The following is a 20,301-nucleotide window of genomic DNA, read 5'->3' as shown; positions in this document are numbered from 1 at the left end:
CTTTAGATTCTTTTCTAAAGTTTGTAAATACGTATTTAGCCATTTCTATATTTTCACGTACATTACTTCTTCCCCATCTAATAAACATTTTATATAGGCCTTTGTATTTTTCAGGAACATTAGTATATGCATTTGCATTTCTTTGAAAAAGCACGTGATTGCCTTCTTTTAAAATCATATTTGTCATAGCTCTGTCTTCACCAATATCTGAAGGTTTTCCCATAAAGGTTTGGTTTATCCACATAGGTAATACTTTAAAAACAGCAGAACTACGGTATGCTGCTAAAGCACCAGGTGTGCATAAAACTGAATTTAATGTACTCTCTGCAGAACGCACAAACTCAAAACTTAAAACAAAACTTACGTCTAGCATTTTAGGGATTAATGCTTTTGCTTTGTTTAAAACTCTAATATTACCAGCTACGGCACCAACTTTTTCATTAACAACAAACGGACTAACTAAATTACGTAGAGTATCTGCGTCTACTATAGAGTCACTATCTACAGTAACAAAAACATCTCCAGTTCCTAAATTAAAACCACGGTATAATGCGTGTCTTTTGCCTTTATTCTCTGGCTGTTGGTAAATTTCTACACTTTCTCCTAGTTGTTGTTTGGCTTTTTTCATCCAATCCCAAGTGTCATCAGCACTACCATCATCAATAGATATTAATTGTAATTTTTCTTTAGGGAAATCGCTATTTATTAAACTAACTAAAGTGTCATGTACTTGTTTGCCTTCATTGTAAGCAGGTACAATAACAGTTACTCTTGGTAACTTATCATCAGAAACAGATGCTATAGGTTTATATTTAAAATATCTATATAATACAAAAAGAAAAAAGGCAACTTTAAATACTAATAATGTAGTAGCAATAACCATAAAAATTAAACCAAAAGTAGAGTTTGTTCTGCTTTGGTTAAACTGAAGAAAATCGTTTTGAAAAGTTACCATATAGTAAATAGAACCTAACAACAGTAAAAAGGTTGTTGCTAAAACTAATATAGCCAAAGAATTATTTTCTTTAGAGGCGCTTACTTTTTCGTCTACAGACATTTTAAAATCTTGAAAAATTGTTGCAGTCTTTTGATATGAAGTTTTTAATAGCATAGGTATAGTGTTCATAATTTTATAGTTTTTAACTCTGTTCTCTGTTAGTTTTACGAACTGAATGCTATTTTAGATTTTTAGAATTTTTTATTTATGAATATCTTAAGAAAAAGTATGGCTTTAAGTTCAAATTGTTAACAATTTGTTAAATAACAGAGAATTTGGTAGTGTTAGCTATTTGATGAAAATAAAAAAGAGACTATTTCTAAGCTTAGAAATAGTCTCTTTTTTTGTAGTAAAATAAACCAGTTTTTACTTAGTCTCTTATGTGCCCGTCTCCAAATACATAATATTTATTTGTAACTAATTGTTTTAAGCCAAGTGGACCTCTGTGGTGTAGTTTATCTGTACTAATAGCTAGTTCAGCACCCACTCCCATTTGTCCACCATCTGTAAACCTAGTAGATGCATTGTGGTAAACCGCAGCACTATCTACCTGTTGCATAAATGTTGTTGCTTTTTTAGTGTCCTCTGTTAAAATTGAAGCAGAGTGTCCGCCAGAATAAGTATTAATTTTTTCTATTGCATCGTCAATACCACTAACTTCTGCTATAAGAATTTTGAGAGCTAAAAACTCTTGATACCAAATATCATCAGCAGTAATTTTTTCATTTTCTGGTATTAAGTTGGCTATATTATTATCTGTAACTATGCTAACATTAAGTTGTTTTAAAACTACTTCTAGTTCTTTTACTTTAGCTTCGTAATCATTAATGTTTTTATTTATTAGCACTTTATCTAACGCATTACAGCCCGATATTTTATGCGTTTTTGCATTAACAATAACATTAATTGTTTTGGTCCAATCTGCATCTTGGGCTACATACAAAAAGTTGTTGCCACGGCCGCTTACAAGTACAGCGCAACTAGCATTATCTTTTACAAATTTAATTAAACGCTCACCACCTCTAGGAACAATTAAATCTAGCTTTTCCGGAGGATTTTTTAAAAACTCTTGCGTTTCTTCTCTTTGTAAATGCAATAGTTTTATCCAGTCTTTAGAAACATTATTTTCTTCTAAAGCTCTATGCCAACATTTTTCTAAAATTGTATTACTATGCAGTGCTTCTTTACCACCTTTTAGTAAAATTTTGTTGTTAGCTTTAAAGGCTAAAACAGCAGCTTCAATAGTAACATCTGGTCTAGATTCATATATAATAAGAATGGTTCCAAATGGAGCTGTTTTGTTGGTAACCACTAGGCCACTATCTAAAGTTAGGTTAGATATTTCTTTGCCAACGGGGTCTTCTTGTTGCTTTACTTCTGCTATAGCTTTTATCATACCGTCTATTTTACTGTTGTTAACAATTAAACGGTCTAATAATGCCTGATCTTCTTTGTTAAAAGCTTCAATGTCTTTTTTATTCGCTTCTAGAATTTTATCTCTGTCATTGTCAATAATTTTAATCATTGATTCTAGAACGTTATTTTTTATTTTGGAGCTTAATAATTTCATATATTTTTATTTTAATGAATAAATTTTGTTCCTATCTTTTTATTATCAATAATATCTACAATAACATTTTGTTTTTTTCCATTTGCTATGTAAGTAGGAATCTCTTTTTTAGCGGTACTTTTTGCTATTTTTAATTTAGATGCCATACCGCCACGGCCTTCGCCTTCTTTTTTGCCACTGGCTTTTACATATTTTTCTACATCTTGGTCATAAGTAACCTCACTAATTTTTTTAGAGTTTTCATCATCAGGATGCCCAGTGTATAAGCCATCTGTATCAGATAAAATAATAAGTCTGTCTGCATCAATTAACTCTGCAACTAAACTTGCTAATTCATCATTATCAGAAAACATAGACATTGTTACAGAAACGGCATCATCTTCATTGGCAATTGGTATTATGCCTTCAGATAGTAAACCTTCATAACAATTAATCATATTATCTCTATGTACACCCAAATCAAAATCTCTTTTAGTTGCTAAAACTTGGGCGCAACGCATACCATAATCGCTAAAAAGGCTGTAATAGTGCCTCATTAGTCTTGGCTGTCCAACGGAAGAATATACCTGTCTTCTAGTAGATTTGTCAGTAATATTAGTCTCTCCTAAAATTTCTTTTCCTGCTATAGCAGAGCCAGATGAAACTAGTACAACCATAATATCTCTTTCATATAAAACAGATATTTGTCGTACAAGTTCTTTTAAAATTGGACCTAAAATTCTGTTATCTTTATTTGTAAGAACGTTAGTACCTACTTTTACAACTACTCTTTTAATTTCCATTTTTACTTTTCTTTACCCATTTCTATAGCTCTATTAAATGCAGCATATGCGGCATCTTGTATAAGCTGTTTTACGTTGTTGTCTTCCATAGAATCTATAGCAGCTTGTGTGGTACCACCTTTAGATGCAACGCGGTCTATCCATTTTTTTGGAGAAATATCATTTTGGTTAAAAAGCTCTATAGCGCCTTCAAAAGTACTACTAACAAGAACTTTAGAGTCGTACTCAGAAAAGCCCATTTTTAAAGCGGCTTCTAGCATAGATTGCATAAAGTAAAAAACATATGCAGGACCACTTCCTGAGATTCCTGTAGATGCATCTATAAAATTTTCTGTTTTAACATGTATAGATGTTCCTGTAGTATCTAGTAAATTACGAACCATTAGGAGTTCTATTTTAGATACATCTTTAGACTCTGTATACGATGTAACACCCTTACCAACCTGTGCTGGTAAATTTGGCATTGTGCGTATTACTTTTGTTGTGTTTAGACGATCTTTAATAGATTGTATTGTAACGCCTGCCATTAAGGATACAATTATTTGCTGGTTGTTTAGCATAGTTTTCATTTTAGAAAATAAATCATCACTATGATAAGGTTTAACAGCAATAAAAACCAAGTCTGATTGTGGAAGACAATCTTCTAAATTGTCAAAAACATTAAATGCTGGGTTTTCTCTAAGTGTTTCAATTTTTTTTGGATCGGTGTCGTAAATTCTAAGTTTATGCTTGTTTAGAAGTGGAGATTTGGACATACCTTCTGAGTATGTTAACCCCATATTACCTGCACCAATTACTAATACTTTCATTTTTTGTATATATTGTTTTATATACATTAAGTGGCACAAGTATTATGCAAGAGTCCAGATATTAAAGTCTAATTTTAGGAAATCATTAATTTGATAATCATACGTCTATAGATTATGATGTTGTTAAGCTATATGTAAAAAGCTTGCAATATTTTAAATTGAAATTTTTTTAAAGCAAAACAAAGGTGACATACTGTCGGTAAAAAATGTCGGTTTTTGACAAAAAAATGCGTTTTTAGATAAAAAAAAGCCCAAAAATATTAATTTTTGGACTTTTTTTATTGTTTTTTAAAATTTTTAGTAGATTACAGTTATGCTGCTGTAAAGTAATATTACATTTTTGAAGTAATAAATGTACCATTATTTTCTTGAGCTAGTGTTCTCATAAAATCTAAATCTGCATCTTCACCAAAAGCAATAGTATGTATAATAATATTGCTAGTATTTACTTTTTTAATTTCTTCTAAAACAGCTTTGGGTCCGCTGTTAGGAAGACCATCACTCATTAATACAATTTCTTGAACATCTGCTGTAGATAATGCTTCTAATAACCCTTCTAAAGTATTAGTTCCTCCACTAGCTTTTAGATTTTGAACAAATATGTTAGATGATGTTCTGGTAGTATTGCTAGCTACTCTAAATTCTGTAGCTTGTTTTGTAACATTATTATTAAAAGAAAAAACTAAGAATTTTTTTCCATCAGGAAGTCCTTTTATTGCAGGTATTAATTTACGTTTTACAGCGCCAAGCTTGGTAGCTTCTTTAGTAACTTGTTTCCCTAAAATAGAGCCAATTTTACCACCAATAGCTTTGCTAACTTGACTGCCAGCTTTGTTGCCTACTTCTCTTACTACTTGGTCTTTTACAGAGCCCTCATCAATACCTTCCATACTTCCAGAAATATCTATAAGGTATAATGTGTTTTTGGTAGATGTTTCAATTCCAAAAAAATCATCAGACTTTTTTGCAACATAGCAAGATTGTAACAGGGTACAAATAGTAATAAGGGTAATTACGGTTAGTGTTCTTTTTGTTTTCATTTGTGTTTCATTTTATTTAAAAAGCTAAAGTACTATTATTTTAGATTTACAATTAGTTAATAGTAATTTTTTAAAAGCCTCTTTTAACTAAAAAGAAAGCCCAGCAATTTAATATTGCTGGGCTTAATAATTTTAAGAAAATTATAAATTAATCTTCTTTTTTGTTTTCTCTTGGTTTACGATCATCACGACGATTGTCACGACCACGATTATCTCTACCTTTATTATCACGTCCTTTATTTTCTCTAGGAGCTCTTTCTACATAACCTTCTGGTTTAGGCAATAAAGCTTTTCTAGATACTTTTTCTTTACGTGTTCTAGGATCTACGCCAAAATATTTTACGTCAAAAACGTCTCCCATATTTACAACATCGGTTACATTTTCTGTGCGTTCCCATGCTAACTCAGATACGTGTAATAAAACCTCGTTTCCAGGAGCCTCTGTATATTCTACAACAGCACCAAAATCTAACATTTTAATTACTTTAACTTCGTAAACACTACCTTTTTCTGGTTTAAATAATAGCGAATCTATTTTAGCTAAAACAGAATCTATACCATCTTGCCCAGTACCTAAAATTTCAACAACACCTTCTTCTGTTTCAGGGTCTTCATTAATTACAATAGTAGTACCTGTTTCTTTCTGAAGCTCTTGAATAACTTTACCACCTGGGCCAATTAATGCACCAATAAATTCGTTAGGAATTCTTCTGGTAATCATTTTTGGAGAGTGAGATTTAACATCACTTGCAGGAGCAGAAATAGTATCTGTTAATTTACCTAAAATGTGTAAACGTCCTTCACGTGCTTGTTTTAAAGCATTTACAAGAATTTCATAAGAAAGTCCTTTTACTTTAATATCCATTTGGCAAGCAGTAATACCGTCTTCAGTACCTGTTACCTTAAAGTCCATATCACCTAAATGATCTTCATCACCTAAAATATCTGATAATACAGCGTATTTACCTGTTTCTGCATCAGAAATTAATCCCATTGCAATACCAGAAACTGGCTTAATAAGTTGCACACCAGCATCCATTAATGCCATTGTACCAGCACAAACAGTTGCCATAGAAGAAGAACCGTTAGACTCTAACACCTCAGATACTACACGAACAGTGTAAGGGCAATCTGCGGGAACCATATTTTTTAATGCACGTTGTGCTAAGTTACCGTGACCAACCTCACGACGAGAAGTACCTCTTAAAGGACGAGCCTCACCAGTAGAAAAAGGAGGGAAGTTGTAGTGTAAATAAAAACGCTCCTCACCTTCGTAAGATGGCATATCTATTTGGTTAGCTTCTCTAGAAGTTCCTAAAGTAACTGTTGCTAATGCTTGAGTTTCTCCACGTGTAAAAATAGAAGAACCGTGTGTAGATGGTAGGTAATCTACCTCACACCAAATTGGTCTAATTTCATCAGTCTTACGACCATCTAAACGTAAACCTTCATCTAAAGTTAAGTTACGTATTGCAGCTTTTTCTGCTTTAGCGTAGTATTTAGAAACTAAGTCTCCATAGTCTGCTAATTCTTCTTCAGAAAAAGTAGCTTTTATTTCTTCTTTTATTTCACCAAAAGCAGTGCTTCTTTCGTGTTTAGAAGAGCCTGCTTTAGCTACAGCATATACTTTATCATATGCCATATCATAAATTTTCTTAGCTAAATCTTCATCTTCTCTTTCTGGCTCATACTCACGTGTTTCTTTTTTACCAAAAGCTTCTGCTAATTTTACTTGAGCAGCACATTGTACTTTAATTGCTTCGTGAGCAAATTTAATTGCCTCTGCCATTTCTTCTTCAGAAATTTCAAGCATTTCACCCTCAACCATCATTACAGAGTCTGCAGAAGCACCAATCATCATATCAATGTCAGATTCTTCTAATTGAGCTCTGGTTGGGTTAATGATGAATTCACCATTAATACGACCAACTCTAGCTTCAGAGATAGGAGTTTCAAAAGGTACATCAGATAATTGTATTGCTGCAGATGCTGCTAAACCAGCCATAGCATCAGGCATTACATTTTCATCATGAGACATTAACTGTATCATAACTTGAGTTTCTGCGTGGTAATCTTTTGGGAAAAGTGGACGTAAAACACGGTCTACTAAACGCATAGTTAATACTTCACCATCACTAGGTCTTGCTTCTCTTTTGAAGAAACCACCAGGATAACGACCTGCAGAAGCAAATTTTTCACGGTAATCTACCGTTAAAGGAAGAAAATCTACATCACTTTGTTTGTAGTTAGAAACTAACGTACATAGTAACATACAATTTCCAGATTGAACAACAACAGAACCGTGGGCCTGTTTTGCTAATTTTCCGGTTTCAATAGAGATTTCTCTACCGTCCCCAAGGTCTATGACCTCTTTAAATACTTTTGGAATCATAAATTTTTTTTAAAGCCTTATAATTTTAAGGCTTGTTAAACAATGGTCTTACGCCTTGTTGGGCGAGGTGTTGTGTTGTTGTGTTGACCAATGAAAAACTATAAATAAGCTTTTAATTTTGCCTTGTACTAAAACAAGGTCTTTGTAATTTTAGCTAAGATAAATATTATAAATTAACTAGTATAAAAAAAGGGAAAGCATTGCTTTCCCTTTATGTATTATTTTCTAATACCTAATTCTTTAATAATAGCACGGTAACGTACAATATCTTTTTTGATTAAGTAATCTAAAAGACTTCTTCTTTTACCTACCAATTTAACTAGAGAACGCTCTGTGTTATAATCTTTATGATTATTTCTTAAGTGACCTGTTAAGTGGTTAATTCTGTGTGTGAACAAAGCAATTTGTGCTTCTGCAGTACCAGAATCGTTTTCGTTTTTACCGTATTTCTTAAAGATTTCGGCTTTTACTTCTTTTGTTAAATACATTCCAATATTTATTTAATGATTTTTATGTATGTGATTGGTTTTCAATCAAGCCGCAAATATACAATTTATTTATTACACTTTAACTTAACCTGTGTAGATTTTTTTGTGCGAATACTATTTTTACTTTAATTGGATATGTTGCTAATAAAAACAACCCTTGATAATAATAAATCAAGGGTTGTAAAATTATAAAATAATGTTGCTTACGCAGACATAGGTTTATGTTTACGAACAGGTTTGTTCTGAATTAAATCTAGATAAAGATTTATTTTTTGTTTTAAATCTCTTCTGTGTGTAATAAAATCTAAAAACCCGTGTTCTTTTAAAAATTCTGCAGACTGAAAACCTTCAGGAAGGTCTTTACCAGTAGTGTCTTTTACAATTCTAGGACCTGCAAAGCCAATTAAGGCTCCAGGTTCAGATATGTTGATATCTCCTAACATTGCGTAAGATGCTGTTGTACCACCCGTAGTTGGGTCTGTACATAAAGATATGTATGGTAAGCCAGCCTCTGCAAGTTGTGCTAACTTAACAGATGTTTTTGCTAGTTGCATTAAGGATAATGCAGCCTCCATCATACGTGCTCCTCCAGATTTTGAAATCATCATAAAAGGAACCTTCTTTTTAATAGCAAAATCTATAGCTCTTGCTATTTTTTCGCCAACAACACTACCCATAGAGCCGCCAATAAAGCTAAAATCCATACAGGCAATAACTATATCACTACCATTAGATTTTCCAATAGCGGTTCTAACAGCGTCATTTAATCCTGTTTTTTTCTCAGCAGCTTTTAAGCGGTCTACATACTTTTTAGTGTCTTCAAACTTTAAAGGATCTTTAGAAGTTAATTTCTCGTCTAATTCTTTAAACTTATTATCGTCAAAAAGTATTTCAAAATATTCCTTACTTCCTATTCTTACGTGGTAGTCATCTTCTGGACTAACGTAAAAATTCTTTGCTAAAACTTCAGACTCAACAATTTTACCTGTTGGAGATTTGTACCACAATCCTTTAGGTGTGTCTTTTTTCTCTTCTGTAGCTGTCTGTATTCCTTTTTCTTTTCTTTTAAACCAAGCCGACATAAAATAATATTAAGTTAAGTGGGGATCTGTTTGTTATAATGTGTTTACATTATTAAGATCCTCAAATGCTTTCTTTAAACGTGTACTAAACGTTTTTTCTCCTTCACGAAGCCAAACTCTTGGATCGTAAAACTTTTTATTTGGTACATCTGCACCTTCTGGGTTTCCTATTTGTGATTGCAAATAGTCTTTTTTACCCATTACATAATCTCTTACACCTTCTAAAAATGCATATTGTAAATCTGTATCAATATTCATTTTTATTACTCCGTATCCTATAGCTTCTCTAATTTCTTCTAAAGTAGAACCAGATCCTCCGTGAAAAACAAAGTCTATATGGTTTTCTTCTACATTGTATTTTTTAGTGATATACTCTTGTGAATTTAATAAAATTTTTGGAGTTAATTTTACATTACCTGGTTTGTAAACGCCGTGTACATTACCAAATGCAGCTGCAATTGTAAACTTAGGGCTTACTTTAGATAACTCTTCGTAAGCATATGCAACTTCTTCTGGTTGCGTGTAAAGTTTAGAATCATCTACATCTGTATTATCTACACCGTCTTCTTCACCTCCAGTTATACCTAATTCTATTTCTAAAGTCATATCCATTTTTGCCATTCTAGCAAGATATTCTTTACAAATTTCAATATTTTCTTCAATTGGCTCTTCAGATAAATCTATCATATGTGAGCTAAATAAAGATTTACCAGTTTCTGCATAATGTTTTTCACTAGCATCTAGTAAACCATCAATCCAAGGTAATAATTTTTTAGCGCAGTGGTCTGTATGTAAAATAACAGTTGCACCATAAGCTTTTGCTAATTCATGAACGTGTTTAGCACCTGCAACTGCACCAGCAATAGCAGCTTTTTGGTTTTCATTAGACAATCCTTTACCAGCGTTAAATTGTGCGCCTCCATTAGAGAACTGAATAATTACAGGAGCGTTTAAGCTAGCTGCAGTTTCTAAAACACTGTTTATAGTGTCAGATCCAATTACGTTAACAGCAGGTAAGGCAAAGCCTTTTTCTTTTGCGTAGTTAAAAATTTCTTGTACTTGGTCGCCTGTAGCAACTCCTGGTTTAATGTTATGAGCCATACTTTATGTGTTGGTATTTTATTAGATTAACATAGCAAAAGTAATAAAATATTTAGGGTTAAAAAGGATAATTAACACCAATGTTAATTGTTGCATTGCTAAAATTATAGTCGTTAAACCATCTTTTTGACGCTTCTAACTCTGGATTGTATGTTTTAAAACCCGTATCTAAACGCAGTACAAAGTATGAAAAATCATACCTTAAACCAAAGCCAGTGCCTAGTGCAATTTCTTCTAAAGAATTAAAGTCTTTAAAAATTGCATCTTCGTTTTCTTCGTTATCAAAAACGTTCCAAATGTTACCGGCATCTGCAAATAAAGCTCCTTTTATACTACCCGCAATAGGAAATCTAAATTCTAAATTTGCAGCAATTTTTAGGTTGGCCTCATTAAAATCGTTTAAAGATTGTGTGCTACCTGGACCTAATGAATAGGCGTTCCATGCACGGTTGTCATTAGAGCCACCTGCAAAGTAACTTTTGGCAAATGGCACACTATTAGAGTTGCCGTAAGGTACTGCTAAACCTAAGAAACCTCTAAAAGCTAAAACATTTTGAGACGGAAAACTCCAGTGTTTTATATAGTCAAAATCTGTTTTTATGTACTGGGAGAAAGGAACACCAAATATTTCTTTGTGTCCGTCTTCATTCTCATTAAATTTTGTAATTCCGGATATAAGAGAAAGTAAGTTTCCTGCGCTTTCTACCTTAATTTTAAATTGATGAAAATCATTGTCATTAACACCCTTTCTACTGTCTTTAGAATAAGAGAAACTTGTAGAGAAAATAAGGTTGTTTTCAGTTAATCTTTTTTCTCTTTCATCTATACTTCTAACTTCTTTGTAGTTGTCTGATGTGGTAGGTATTAAACCTTGGTTTAAAACTTGGTCTATAAAGCCACTTGTACCAGTAGGAATTATTAGTTTTGGGTCAGAATCGTTCTCAGATGTTTCAAAAAACTCGCTTAATGCGGGATCATCTTGGTAATCATCTGCTACATCATCTAACCTTTTGTAGGTGCTTTGGTATACATTATAAAACCTATTTGGGTTAAGGTTTCTAATAAATTGTATATTAATTAACTCTAAAGAGTTTTTTTTAAATTGTGTAGGAGACCAGTTGTACCCTAAAATAGTATTAAAGTTTTGCTTATCTAAACCAATATTTTTCTGAAAATTTGTGCCAATTACCATTCTTGTTTGTGGTAACATATAAGGAGGTATAATTTTCTTTGTTTTAAATGGCATCCAAATTCTTGGTACAGTTAAGTTTACATCTGCCCCAATTTCAGAAACAGAGTTTTCATTTGGGTTGTTAACTTCACTTAAAACACCAACAGATCCACGTGCAGATATACTAAGTGTTTCTGCACCGCCAAAAACATTTTTTATGTTTAAAGATGTACTAAGCGCAGCACCTAACCTTTGTATGTTAGAGTGTGTGCCTTCAATATTAGTTTCTAATGTGTACTTTTTTAAAGGAGATAAGTATATGTTAGTTTTAAGCCTATTGCTTAAAGTATCAAACGTAATGTTTGGGTATTTAAAAGTATTTAAGTTGTTTATTTGTTTGTAGGTCCTAGACTTATTTATTTCTTTATAAACACTATCCTTTTTTATAAAAATAGCATTTGTAATTGCTTTAGGTTTATACTTTAACTTGTCTTTATAAAAAAGAGTGTAATTATCATAGGTGATAGATTTCATTTTAGAGACATCATCTCCAAAAAAATAATCAGTATAAATATTTATAGTATCAAACTTAAAAATTTTATAGGCAGTAAGTTTATTTTGTCCTCTTTGTTTTAGGTTGCTAATTTGTAGTTCAACCTCCATTTTTTTAGAAATAGGTTTTTTAGTACTATCACTAGGAATAAAATATTCTATAGAGCTCTCTTGAAAATTAAATATGCCAGAGTTTCTAAATAAATTAGTTAATCGTTCTCGTTCTTTATAAAAGTTAGATGAATTGTATTGCTCTTTTTCTTTTAAAAATGAATTTTCTGCGTTTAACTTGTAAATAGAGTCTAATGTTTTTGATGTAATGTTTTTTGTGATACTATCTATAATGTAAGGGTCTCCAAGCTCTAATTTATAGTTTATTTGTGCACGTTGTTTGCGGTTGCTAGAATCTATTTGATAAAATGATTTTGTGTCAAAATATCCTTTACTGTCGTAATAAGATTTTAAAAGTTTGGCAGATTTAGATGTTTTAGTTGTGTCTATAATAGCTGGTGATTCTCCAATATTTTTTAGCCATTGGCTAGCTCCTTTTACAATAAAAGATTCTCCTAAACCGTCTACCTGTTTTTTAGAAAGTAATTTGTTTAAACGGGCAACACGTTTTGGTTTTTTGTGCAGCCAAACTTGGTATAAAGAGTCTGGGTTGTCTTTTGCTAAATTGTATAAATTTAAACGTAAAGGATACCCTAATAAATTGCTATTTGGTTTTTGAGAAATTAAACTGTAAGCTTCTTCATTTTTTATTTTTTTACCATCTGCTGTAATGGTATTTTTGGTTAGTAAAAGTTCATCTTCTTCTACTTTTTTTAACGCATTACAAGATGTTATTGCTATAACTAGCAATAATAAACTTATTTTAGCAAAATGTTTTGTGTTACGTAAGCACATTTTCATAGAGTTCAAAAATACATTATTTGTATGGTTAGTAAAAGCCAAATAAAATTTATAAAAAATCTACAGCAAAAAAAGTACCGAACTGAAAATAAGTTGTTTGTAGTAGAAGGTATAAAAACGGTAAAGGAGTTGGTAAATGCCAAGGTAAAGCCTTATGCAATTTATACAACAAGCAATGCCGTTTTAGAAGATAATGCTTTTAAGTGTGAGTTAATTTCTGAAACAGATTTAAAAAAGATTAGTGCCTTAAAAACACCTAATAACATCTTAGCTGTTTTTTATCAGCCAAAAACTAAAGAAATAATAGAAGACAATTGGCTTGTTGCGGTTGATGATGTGCGTGACCCTGGTAATTTAGGTACTATAATAAGGTTGTGTGACTGGTTTGGTGTTGCAAATTTATTTTGCTCTAAGCAAACCGTAGATTGCTACAACCCTAAAACCATACAAGCAACAATGGGCTCATTAGCAAGGGTTAATATAGTTTACGGAGATTTAGAAGCTTTTTTAAAGCAAACAAATTTACCTGTTTATGGTGCCTTTATGGATGGTAAAAATGTTTATAAAGAAGATTTTACAGCACAAAGTGGTGTTTTAGTAATGGGGAATGAGGCAAACGGTGTATCTAAAACGGTAGAAGAATTAATTACTAAAAAAATAAGTATTCCTCAATTTGGTAATAAAACAACAGAAAGTTTAAATGTAGCTACAGCAACTGCAATTTTGCTAAATGAAATAAGACGAGGATAAAAACTATTCAAACGTAAAGTTTATAAAAATACCTCTGGTTTTCATAGAATTAATATTACCTGTCCAAGGGCTATTAGGGTCAGCATCTGGTACTAACTCATTATTAATAGCAAAAACTCCTCTAATAGATGGTGAAAATTTAAAGTACTCTAAGTAAAAATCTATACCAAAACCCATTTCGTAGTAGTAGGTGTTCTTTTTCATTCTAAATGTAGCACTACTATTATCTTCTACGCTGTCTTCATTAGCGCTTAAGTTCATAGATGTAGATGCGCCTCCAATAATATAAGGTTTCCAGTTTCCAATTCTTCTTGTGCTTACTTTAAGTAAAAGCGGAAAATTAATGTAGGTACTTTTTATTTCTCTAATTGCATCATTAGCATCTGTAAAACCCCTAAACCCTAATGTTCTTTTTGTGTAGTGCAGTCCAGGTTCAAAACGTAAATCTAAAAATTCGTTTAAGCGCAGTTCTCCAATTAAACCCACATTAAACCCAAGAGATTTATCAACCAAAACATCACCTAGGTCATCTTTATAATCAAACTTAAAATCATATTGGTTAAAACCTAAAAAATACCCCCAGTTTAAAGGACGTAAATCTTCCGATTCTAAATTTATAATAGGATCTTCATTAAACTGAGCATTTGCAGTGTTGCCAGCAATAAAAAGGCACAAAAAAAGAAACAGAATTTTTTTCATTAGATTTTCATATCTTATTTAGAAGCAACGTAAATGGATGCAACTCCAAAAGTTTGCGGCTTATTCTCTATAGATATAAACCCATTTTTTTGTAAAATATTGTTGAACTCTTCTCCATGAGGAAAAATAGATGCAGATTCAGACAAATAAGAGTATGCAGTACGGTCTTTAGAAAATAGTTTTCCTATAGTAGGTAGTATGTATTTGGTGTAAAATTTATAGCCTTGTTTAAAAGGAGTTTTTGTAGGTACAGAAGTTTCTAAAACTACAAAAGTTCCTTTGGGTTTTAATACTCGTAAAATTTCTGTTAACCCTTTGTCTAAGTTTTCAAAATTACGCACACCAAAAGCAACAGTAATAGCATCAAAAGTGTTGTCACTAAAAGGTAAGTTTTCACTATCACCAATAATCATATCTATGGTGTTACTTAAATTTTTTGCAGCTACTTTTTGTTTGCCTACTTCTAACATTCCTGGAGAAATGTCTAAACCAGTAATTTTAGTAGCACCTGTTTTTGTTAAGTTAATAGCAAGGTCACCTGTACCAGTAGCAATATCTAAAATGGTTACTGGCTTTTTACTTTTTATAAGATTTACAACTCTTTTACGCCATTTAACATCTATGCCAAAAGAAATTACTCTGTTTAAGCCATCATAATTCTTAGAAATGGTATCAAACATTTGTGTAACCTGTTCTTTTTTTCCAAGTTTAGAATCTTTATAGGGAGTAACTTTTTCTGCCATTATTATTTTTTTTGCAAAGATAGTACAATGGTTACATTTTATGCATTTTAGAGCCTTAAAAGAGCTAAAACCTGCCATTATGTAATATATGTAGGTATTATACGTTTTAAAAATTAGGGATTTAAACGTGCAAGTTAACTGGTTAGCAACGAAATATATAAGGTGTAAAAAGTATACTGTAAGTTGTTTTTTGTTTTTACGTCTATATACCAGCCAATTGCATAAAATTGAGTAATTTTGCCCTCCAAAGTTTACTAGGGTAGGTTTTGGCTTAGTTAAAAATATTTATGAAAATAATAATAGCAGGAGCAGGAGAGGTTGGTTTTCATTTGGCAAAATTATTGTCTTTTGAGTCGCAAGACATTACCTTAATAGATACCTATAAAGAAAGTTTAGCTTACGCAGATAGTCATTTAGACATTCGTGTTTTAAAAGGCGATGCTACATCTATTGCAGTTTTAAAAGATGCTCAGGTTGAAAAATCTGACCTTGTAATAGGTGTTACGTCATCAGAAACTACAAACCTAACACTATGTATTATGGCTAAGCAATTGGGCTGTAAGCGTACAATTGCCCGTATATCCAATACAGAATTTATAAGGAATAAAGAGGCTCTTAATTTTGAAAAATTAGGAGTAGACGAATTAATTTCTCCAGAAGAGTTAGCTGCCACAGAAATACAGTTGTTACTAAACCAATCTGCTTTTAATGAGAGTTATGAGTTTGAGGATGGAGCACTAATTATGATTGGAGTTTGCTTGCCAAAATCTGCACCTTTTGTAGGTAAAATGGTAAAAGAAGCAGCGCGCATTTTTCCTGAATTAAATTTTATGCCAATAGCTATTCAGCGTGTAGGAACGCAGTATACTATTATCCCTAGAGGTGATACTGAGTTTATGAAAGGAGATCAGGTATATTTTATTACTTCTAAAGAAGGATTAGATGATCTTTTAAAATTAACAGGTAAAGAAAAAAGACAAATTAAAAATGTAATGATTCACGGAGGTAGTAAGTTAGGTTATAAAACTGCTCGTGATTTATGCGGAAAAAGATTTAATGTTAAATTAATAGAAAAAGACAAGGAAAGAGCAATGCAACTTGCCGATGATTTACCAAATGCCTTAGTAATTAATGCAGATGGTAGAATTGTTGAGGTTTTAGAGGAAGAAAATTTAGATGCTATGGATGCATTTATATCAGTAACGTCTAACTCAGAAACCAATATTATGTCTTGTTTGGTAGCTAAGTCTAGAAACATAAAAAAAACTATAGCATTAGTAGAAAATATGGATTATTTTCAGCTATCGCACACTATTGGTATAGATACGCTAATTAATAAAAAATTATTAGCGGCTAATAATATATTTAAACATATAAGACGTGGAGAAGTTGTAGCAATGACACGTTTAAACAACCTTAATGCAGAAATTTTAGAGTTTGTTGTAAAACCAAATTCTGCTGTTAATGGGCAAATTATTAAGGAGTTAGATTTTCCTAGGTCTGCAACCATTGGTGGTGTTGTAAGAGACGGAGATGGTATTATAGCTCTTGGTGATTTTAAAATTTTAGAAGGAGATAGAGTAGTGGTATGTTGTTTGCCAAGGTCTATTCCTAAAATTGAAAAGCTTTTCTTGTAAAATGACGCTTAATTATAAAATTATTGTTCACATAATGGGCTTGTTGCTACTTTGCAACGGCGGATTTATGGGTTTGTCTGCTGGTATTAGCGCAATTTATAAAGATGGTGCTACATTAGAAATTGCTATGGCTGCATTAGTAACATTAGCAGCTGGTGCTATGGCAATGTTAAGTACAAAAGGGCACAAAAAAGAAGTAAAGAGAAAAGAGGGGTATTTAATTGTAACATTTGGGTGGATTGTGATGTCTATTTCTGGAGTGTTACCGTATTTATTTACAGACTCTATACCTAGTTTTACCAATGCTTTTTTTGAAACAGTTTCTGGTTACACAACAACAGGGGCAACTATTTTAAATGATATTGAAATTTTACCAGAAGGTGTTCTTTTCTGGAGAAGTTTAACTCACTGGATTGGTGGTATGGGTATTATTGTTTTAGCTATAGCAATTTTGCCAATTTTAGGTATTGGTGGTATGCAGTTATTTTCTGCAGAATCTCCTGGTCCTAGTGCAGATAAATTACACCCACGTATTACAGATACCGCAAAGAGATTGTGGTATATTTATGTAGGTTATACTGTAGCAGAAACTATATTATTACAACTGGCAGGAATGTCTTTTTTTGATGCTATAAATCACTCCTTAGCAACATTGTCTACTGGTGGTTTTTCTACTAAAAATGCAAGTTTAGCTTATTGGAATAACGACCCACTAATACAGTACATTGTTATTTTATTTATGTTTTTAGCAGGTAGCAACTTTGTATTAAGTTACTTTGCTTTTAAAGGTAAAATACAAAAAATGCTTAAGGATGAAGAGTTTAAGTTTTATACTGGCTTTGTTGTCTTTTTTACATTAATAGCTGCTGTTACAGTTTATTTAAAAGCAGAAGTGCCTGTGTCTGATTATCATCCTATGGTTTTGGGTGAAGCTGAAAGTGCATTTAGGCATACATTGTTTCAGATAATATCTGTTATTACTACTACTGGTTTTGTAACTGCGGATTTTACTAGTTGGACACCTTTTTTAACGGTTTTCTTTTTTGGACTTATGTTTTTAGGTGGCTGTGCAGGGTCTACAGCTGGTGGTATTAAAGTTATGCGTCACTTGCTAATTATAAAAAACGGATTGTTAGAGTTTAAACGTACACTACATGTAAATGCAATTATACCTGTGCGTTACAACAATAAAATGGTGCCAGAAAAAATTGTATACAATATTATAGCTTTTTTAGTATTGTATATGTTGCTTTTTATAATAGGTGCCTTAGTGCTTAGTTTTTTAGGGTTAGATTTTATATCTGCAATAGGTGGTGCAGCTACTTCTTTGGGTAATGTTGGCCCTGGTTTAGGAAGTTTAAACCCCTTAGCTAATTTTGATAGTTTACCTGCTTTAGGAAAATGGTGGACAGCCTTTTTAATGTTAGCTGGTAGATTAGAGTTGTTTACGGTACTTATTATTTTAACTCCGTATTTTTGGAAGAGGATATAAACTTGTCTAGTAAATTATTGGTTTTGGTTTGTATTTTAGTTTTTAAAAAAGAAGACCATCCTAATAAATAGCCACTTATACCTAATGCTTGTTTAGACCATTTCCATAAGTTAAAGCTATCTGTGTGTTCTATTATTTTTCCGTCTAAGAAAGTAAAATTTGCAGTTATGTTATTTACTACGCTTCTTTTTTTTGGGCCATAGTTGTATACTGCTTTCCAGTGTACACTTCCTGTGTTTTTATTGGTTTTAATAGTGTTAAACGTTATTTGTGTTCCGCCATTACTTTTACTTAATAACATTTGCCACATTGCCTTTGCTCTGTCTCCTTTTAGTGTGCCAAAGGCTGGATCTGTAAATATAATGTTGTCGTGGTAACAACTAAGCATACCATTTACATCTGCATTAGAGAAAGAGGTGTAAAACTTTTTAATAAGCTCTTGGTTGGTCATTTTTGTTTGGTTTAGTAGGTTGTAGTCATATCAGCATCAACACAAATAATATAATCTGCAATGTTTAAATGTTCTTCTTTTAGTTTGGTAAGGTCTTCTTGGTTTACAGTACTTATTGTTGCGTAGTTTAAGGTGTTATTTTCATTCTTTAAATACCACAAAATGCCTTCGTAGTTGTTAGAGTGGTAAGCTCCATTATAGTGTATAAAAGTTGTGTTAGCTTTGTAATTTTTTAGTATAAAATGTGCCATTGTAGCATCTTTTATAGCTTGTGCCATAACAAGTTCTGGTGTGCCATGATCTCCCATCATTTTTAAAATGTTTTTATAGGTAGGCAACTCACTATCAAAAGTAATAGGTAAAGGAGCAATCCATTCTTTTTCTTGTGCACTTAAAGTATCTAGGCTTTTAAAACCTTTTTTGTATACTAAGTTAGCGTACCTTCTAGGTATGTTGGTAGCAATAAAGTGTAGTTTATTTTTTTTAGCATAGTTTACTAGCGGAGCATAATCTGTATTGTAATTAGGCCATAGTCTTGCTACAGTATCTAAAGTCTTTGCGTCAATTACTCCGTTAACATAATTAGTTAGTTGTGTTTGGTTATCGGCTTCTAGCATTTCTGCACCTAGTGTAACTGTTTTGTTCTTGTGTATATCTTTGGTAACCTCTAATTCTAGCCAATGGGCAATAGCATTATTGTGCAACTCTCCAAATAAAATAATATCTTTTTGGTTAAGGTTCTTAATCATTTTTTTATAACTCACTTTTTTACCTTTTGCATTGTAAATTACATATGCAGGTTTTTGGCTGTATATTGATAAGGAGAAAAGTATGGCAATAGTAATCTGAAATATTTTCACAAGTGTAATTTTTTTTAAGTAGGACTAAATTAATGAATATTATTAAGTGTAAAGTGTATTTAAAAAATTGTATAAAGAAAGTTGCATATATTTAGGTAGAGTAATTTTATAATGAAGAATTTATGGGTAAAAAAATATTAAATGTAGCAATATTGATATCTGCTTTTGCAGCTATTTATAGTCAGTATGTTAAAAATCTAGAATTGTACAATTACTTAAAACCTTTAACCACTATTTTAATTATAGCTGTTGTTGTTGTATTTGGAAAAAGAAAGCCTAAAAAATATTTTATAACTGTATTAACAGCTTTGTTGTTTTGCTTGTTGGGAGATACATTGCTTTTAAATAATAACTATTTTATTTATGGATTAGCTTCTTTTTTAGTGGCTCATATATTATTTGCGTATAGTTTTATTTCTTTAAACGGAATTAATTTAAACATACGGCCACTTGTTGTTTTACTTACAACTGGTATTGCTTACTATAGTTTTATTTATAAAGGTTTAGGAGAGTTGGTTATTGTGGTTGGTGTTTATATTCTGTTTATTTTATTTATGTGTTGGCAAGGTATTAATCTCTACATAAAACACAAGGGTGGTGTATTTTTGGCTATAGCAATAGCTGTTAGTTTGTTTTTAATATCAGACGCTATTTTGGCTTACAATAAATTTGTACAAGCTTTCAATTACTCAGGAGTGTTAATTTTGCTAACATATTGGCTTGCTATTGGTATTATTGCAAATTCTACTATGCATCTAAAAAACACTAAATAA

General features: G+C 31.8%; 18 protein-coding genes (1 of these 18 only partly in view). 4 read left to right on the top strand and 14 right to left on the bottom strand.

Annotated features, from left to right (window positions below; genetic code table 11):
• From CELLY_RS03310 to tamL, 10 genes are all read right to left on the bottom strand, one after another.
• On the bottom strand, positions 1-1,126 hold the 5' portion of the coding sequence (locus tag CELLY_RS03310; RefSeq protein ID WP_013620241.1) for a glycosyltransferase family 2 protein. The gene continues 308 nt to the left of window position 1, outside the view; the window shows 1,126 of its 1,434 coding nt (coding positions 1-1,126); its start codon is at positions 1,124-1,126; the stop codon falls past the left edge of the window.
• A gap of 241 nt (positions 1,127-1,367) precedes the next feature.
• Entirely contained in the window at positions 1,368-2,567 is a 1,200-nt protein-coding gene (locus CELLY_RS03305; protein ID WP_013620240.1) for a glutamate-5-semialdehyde dehydrogenase, read from the bottom strand.
• An 11-nt stretch (positions 2,568-2,578) separates the two neighbouring features.
• Positions 2,579-3,349 (bottom strand): glutamate 5-kinase, encoded by a 771-nt coding sequence (proB, locus tag CELLY_RS03300; RefSeq protein WP_013620239.1) that lies wholly within the window; start codon positions 3,347-3,349, stop codon positions 2,579-2,581.
• Positions 3,350-3,351: 2 nt separating this feature from the next.
• Positions 3,352-4,158: a pyrroline-5-carboxylate reductase gene (proC, locus tag CELLY_RS03295; RefSeq protein WP_013620238.1), complete on the bottom strand. Its 807-nt coding sequence runs from the start codon at positions 4,156-4,158 to the stop codon at positions 3,352-3,354.
• 332 nt (positions 4,159-4,490) lie between these two features.
• Positions 4,491-5,198, bottom strand: a complete 708-nt coding sequence (locus CELLY_RS03290; RefSeq protein ID WP_013620237.1) for a VWA domain-containing protein — start codon at positions 5,196-5,198, stop codon at positions 4,491-4,493.
• 148 nt (positions 5,199-5,346) lie between these two features.
• Positions 5,347-7,590, bottom strand: coding sequence for a polyribonucleotide nucleotidyltransferase (locus CELLY_RS03285; RefSeq protein ID WP_013620236.1), 2,244 nt, complete (start codon positions 7,588-7,590; stop codon positions 5,347-5,349).
• Positions 7,591-7,808: 218 nt separating this feature from the next.
• The gene (gene rpsO, locus CELLY_RS03280) at positions 7,809-8,078 is read right to left on the bottom strand and encodes a 30S ribosomal protein S15 (protein WP_013620235.1); all 270 of its coding nucleotides are present in this window, start codon (positions 8,076-8,078) and stop codon (positions 7,809-7,811) included.
• 203 nt (positions 8,079-8,281) lie between these two features.
• Positions 8,282-9,160 carry an acetyl-CoA carboxylase, carboxyltransferase subunit beta gene (gene accD / locus CELLY_RS03275; protein ID WP_013620234.1) on the bottom strand — a complete coding sequence of 293 codons (879 nt, stop codon included), beginning with the start codon at positions 9,158-9,160 and terminating at the stop codon, positions 8,282-8,284.
• Between the two features lie 33 nt (positions 9,161-9,193).
• The gene (gene fbaA, locus CELLY_RS03270; RefSeq protein WP_013620233.1) at positions 9,194-10,261 is read right to left on the bottom strand and encodes a class II fructose-bisphosphate aldolase; all 1,068 of its coding nucleotides are present in this window, start codon (positions 10,259-10,261) and stop codon (positions 9,194-9,196) included.
• 58 nt (positions 10,262-10,319) lie between these two features.
• On the bottom strand, positions 10,320-12,896 hold the full coding sequence (tamL, locus tag CELLY_RS03265) for a translocation and assembly module lipoprotein TamL (protein WP_013620232.1): 2,577 nt from the start codon (positions 12,894-12,896) through the stop codon (positions 10,320-10,322).
• A 24-nt stretch (positions 12,897-12,920) separates the two neighbouring features.
• On the opposite strand from tamL, the gene CELLY_RS03260 reads away from it, so the two are divergent.
• Positions 12,921-13,646, top strand: coding sequence for a TrmH family RNA methyltransferase (locus tag CELLY_RS03260; RefSeq protein ID WP_013620231.1), 726 nt, complete (start codon positions 12,921-12,923; stop codon positions 13,644-13,646).
• A gap of 3 nt (positions 13,647-13,649) precedes the next feature.
• Here CELLY_RS03260 and porT read toward each other — a convergent pair whose 3' ends face one another.
• Together porT and ubiE are read right to left on the bottom strand one after the other, a co-directional pair.
• Entirely contained in the window at positions 13,650-14,345 is a 696-nt protein-coding gene (porT, locus tag CELLY_RS03255; protein WP_013620230.1) for a type IX secretion/gliding motility protein PorT/SprT, read from the bottom strand.
• Between the two features lie 14 nt (positions 14,346-14,359).
• Complete coding sequence (gene ubiE, locus CELLY_RS03250; RefSeq protein WP_013620229.1) at positions 14,360-15,088, bottom strand: bifunctional demethylmenaquinone methyltransferase/2-methoxy-6-polyprenyl-1,4-benzoquinol methylase UbiE; 729 nt, start codon at positions 15,086-15,088, stop codon at positions 14,360-14,362.
• Between the two features lie 287 nt (positions 15,089-15,375).
• On the opposite strand from ubiE, the gene trkA reads away from it, so the two are divergent.
• Both trkA and CELLY_RS03240 read left to right on the top strand, forming a co-directional pair.
• Complete coding sequence (gene trkA, locus CELLY_RS03245) at positions 15,376-16,725, top strand: Trk system potassium transporter TrkA (protein WP_013620228.1); 1,350 nt, start codon at positions 15,376-15,378, stop codon at positions 16,723-16,725.
• Position 16,726: 1 nt separating this feature from the next.
• Positions 16,727-18,217, top strand: a complete 1,491-nt coding sequence (locus CELLY_RS03240; RefSeq protein WP_013620227.1) for a TrkH family potassium uptake protein — start codon at positions 16,727-16,729, stop codon at positions 18,215-18,217.
• Here CELLY_RS03240 and CELLY_RS03235 read toward each other — a convergent pair.
• Both CELLY_RS03235 and CELLY_RS03230 read right to left on the bottom strand, forming a co-directional pair.
• Positions 18,183-18,668: a nuclear transport factor 2 family protein gene (locus tag CELLY_RS03235; protein WP_013620226.1), complete on the bottom strand. Its 486-nt coding sequence runs from the start codon at positions 18,666-18,668 to the stop codon at positions 18,183-18,185. The two genes, CELLY_RS03240 and CELLY_RS03235, sit on opposite strands and share 35 nt — an antisense overlap.
• Before the next feature lie 11 nt (positions 18,669-18,679).
• Positions 18,680-19,528 carry a ChaN family lipoprotein gene (locus tag CELLY_RS03230; RefSeq protein ID WP_013620225.1) on the bottom strand — a complete coding sequence of 283 codons (849 nt, stop codon included), beginning with the start codon at positions 19,526-19,528 and terminating at the stop codon, positions 18,680-18,682.
• Positions 19,529-19,650: 122 nt separating this feature from the next.
• On the opposite strand from CELLY_RS03230, the gene CELLY_RS03225 reads away from it, so the two are divergent.
• Positions 19,651-20,301 carry a lysoplasmalogenase gene (locus tag CELLY_RS03225; RefSeq protein ID WP_013620224.1) on the top strand — a complete coding sequence of 217 codons (651 nt, stop codon included), beginning with the start codon at positions 19,651-19,653 and terminating at the stop codon, positions 20,299-20,301.

This window comes from Cellulophaga lytica DSM 7489, from assembly GCF_000190595.1.
Lineage (GTDB): Bacteria > Bacteroidota > Bacteroidia > Flavobacteriales > Flavobacteriaceae > Cellulophaga > Cellulophaga lytica.
The sequence above is the reverse complement of the archived record's forward strand: the minus strand, read 5'-3'. Positions and strand labels throughout refer to the sequence as shown.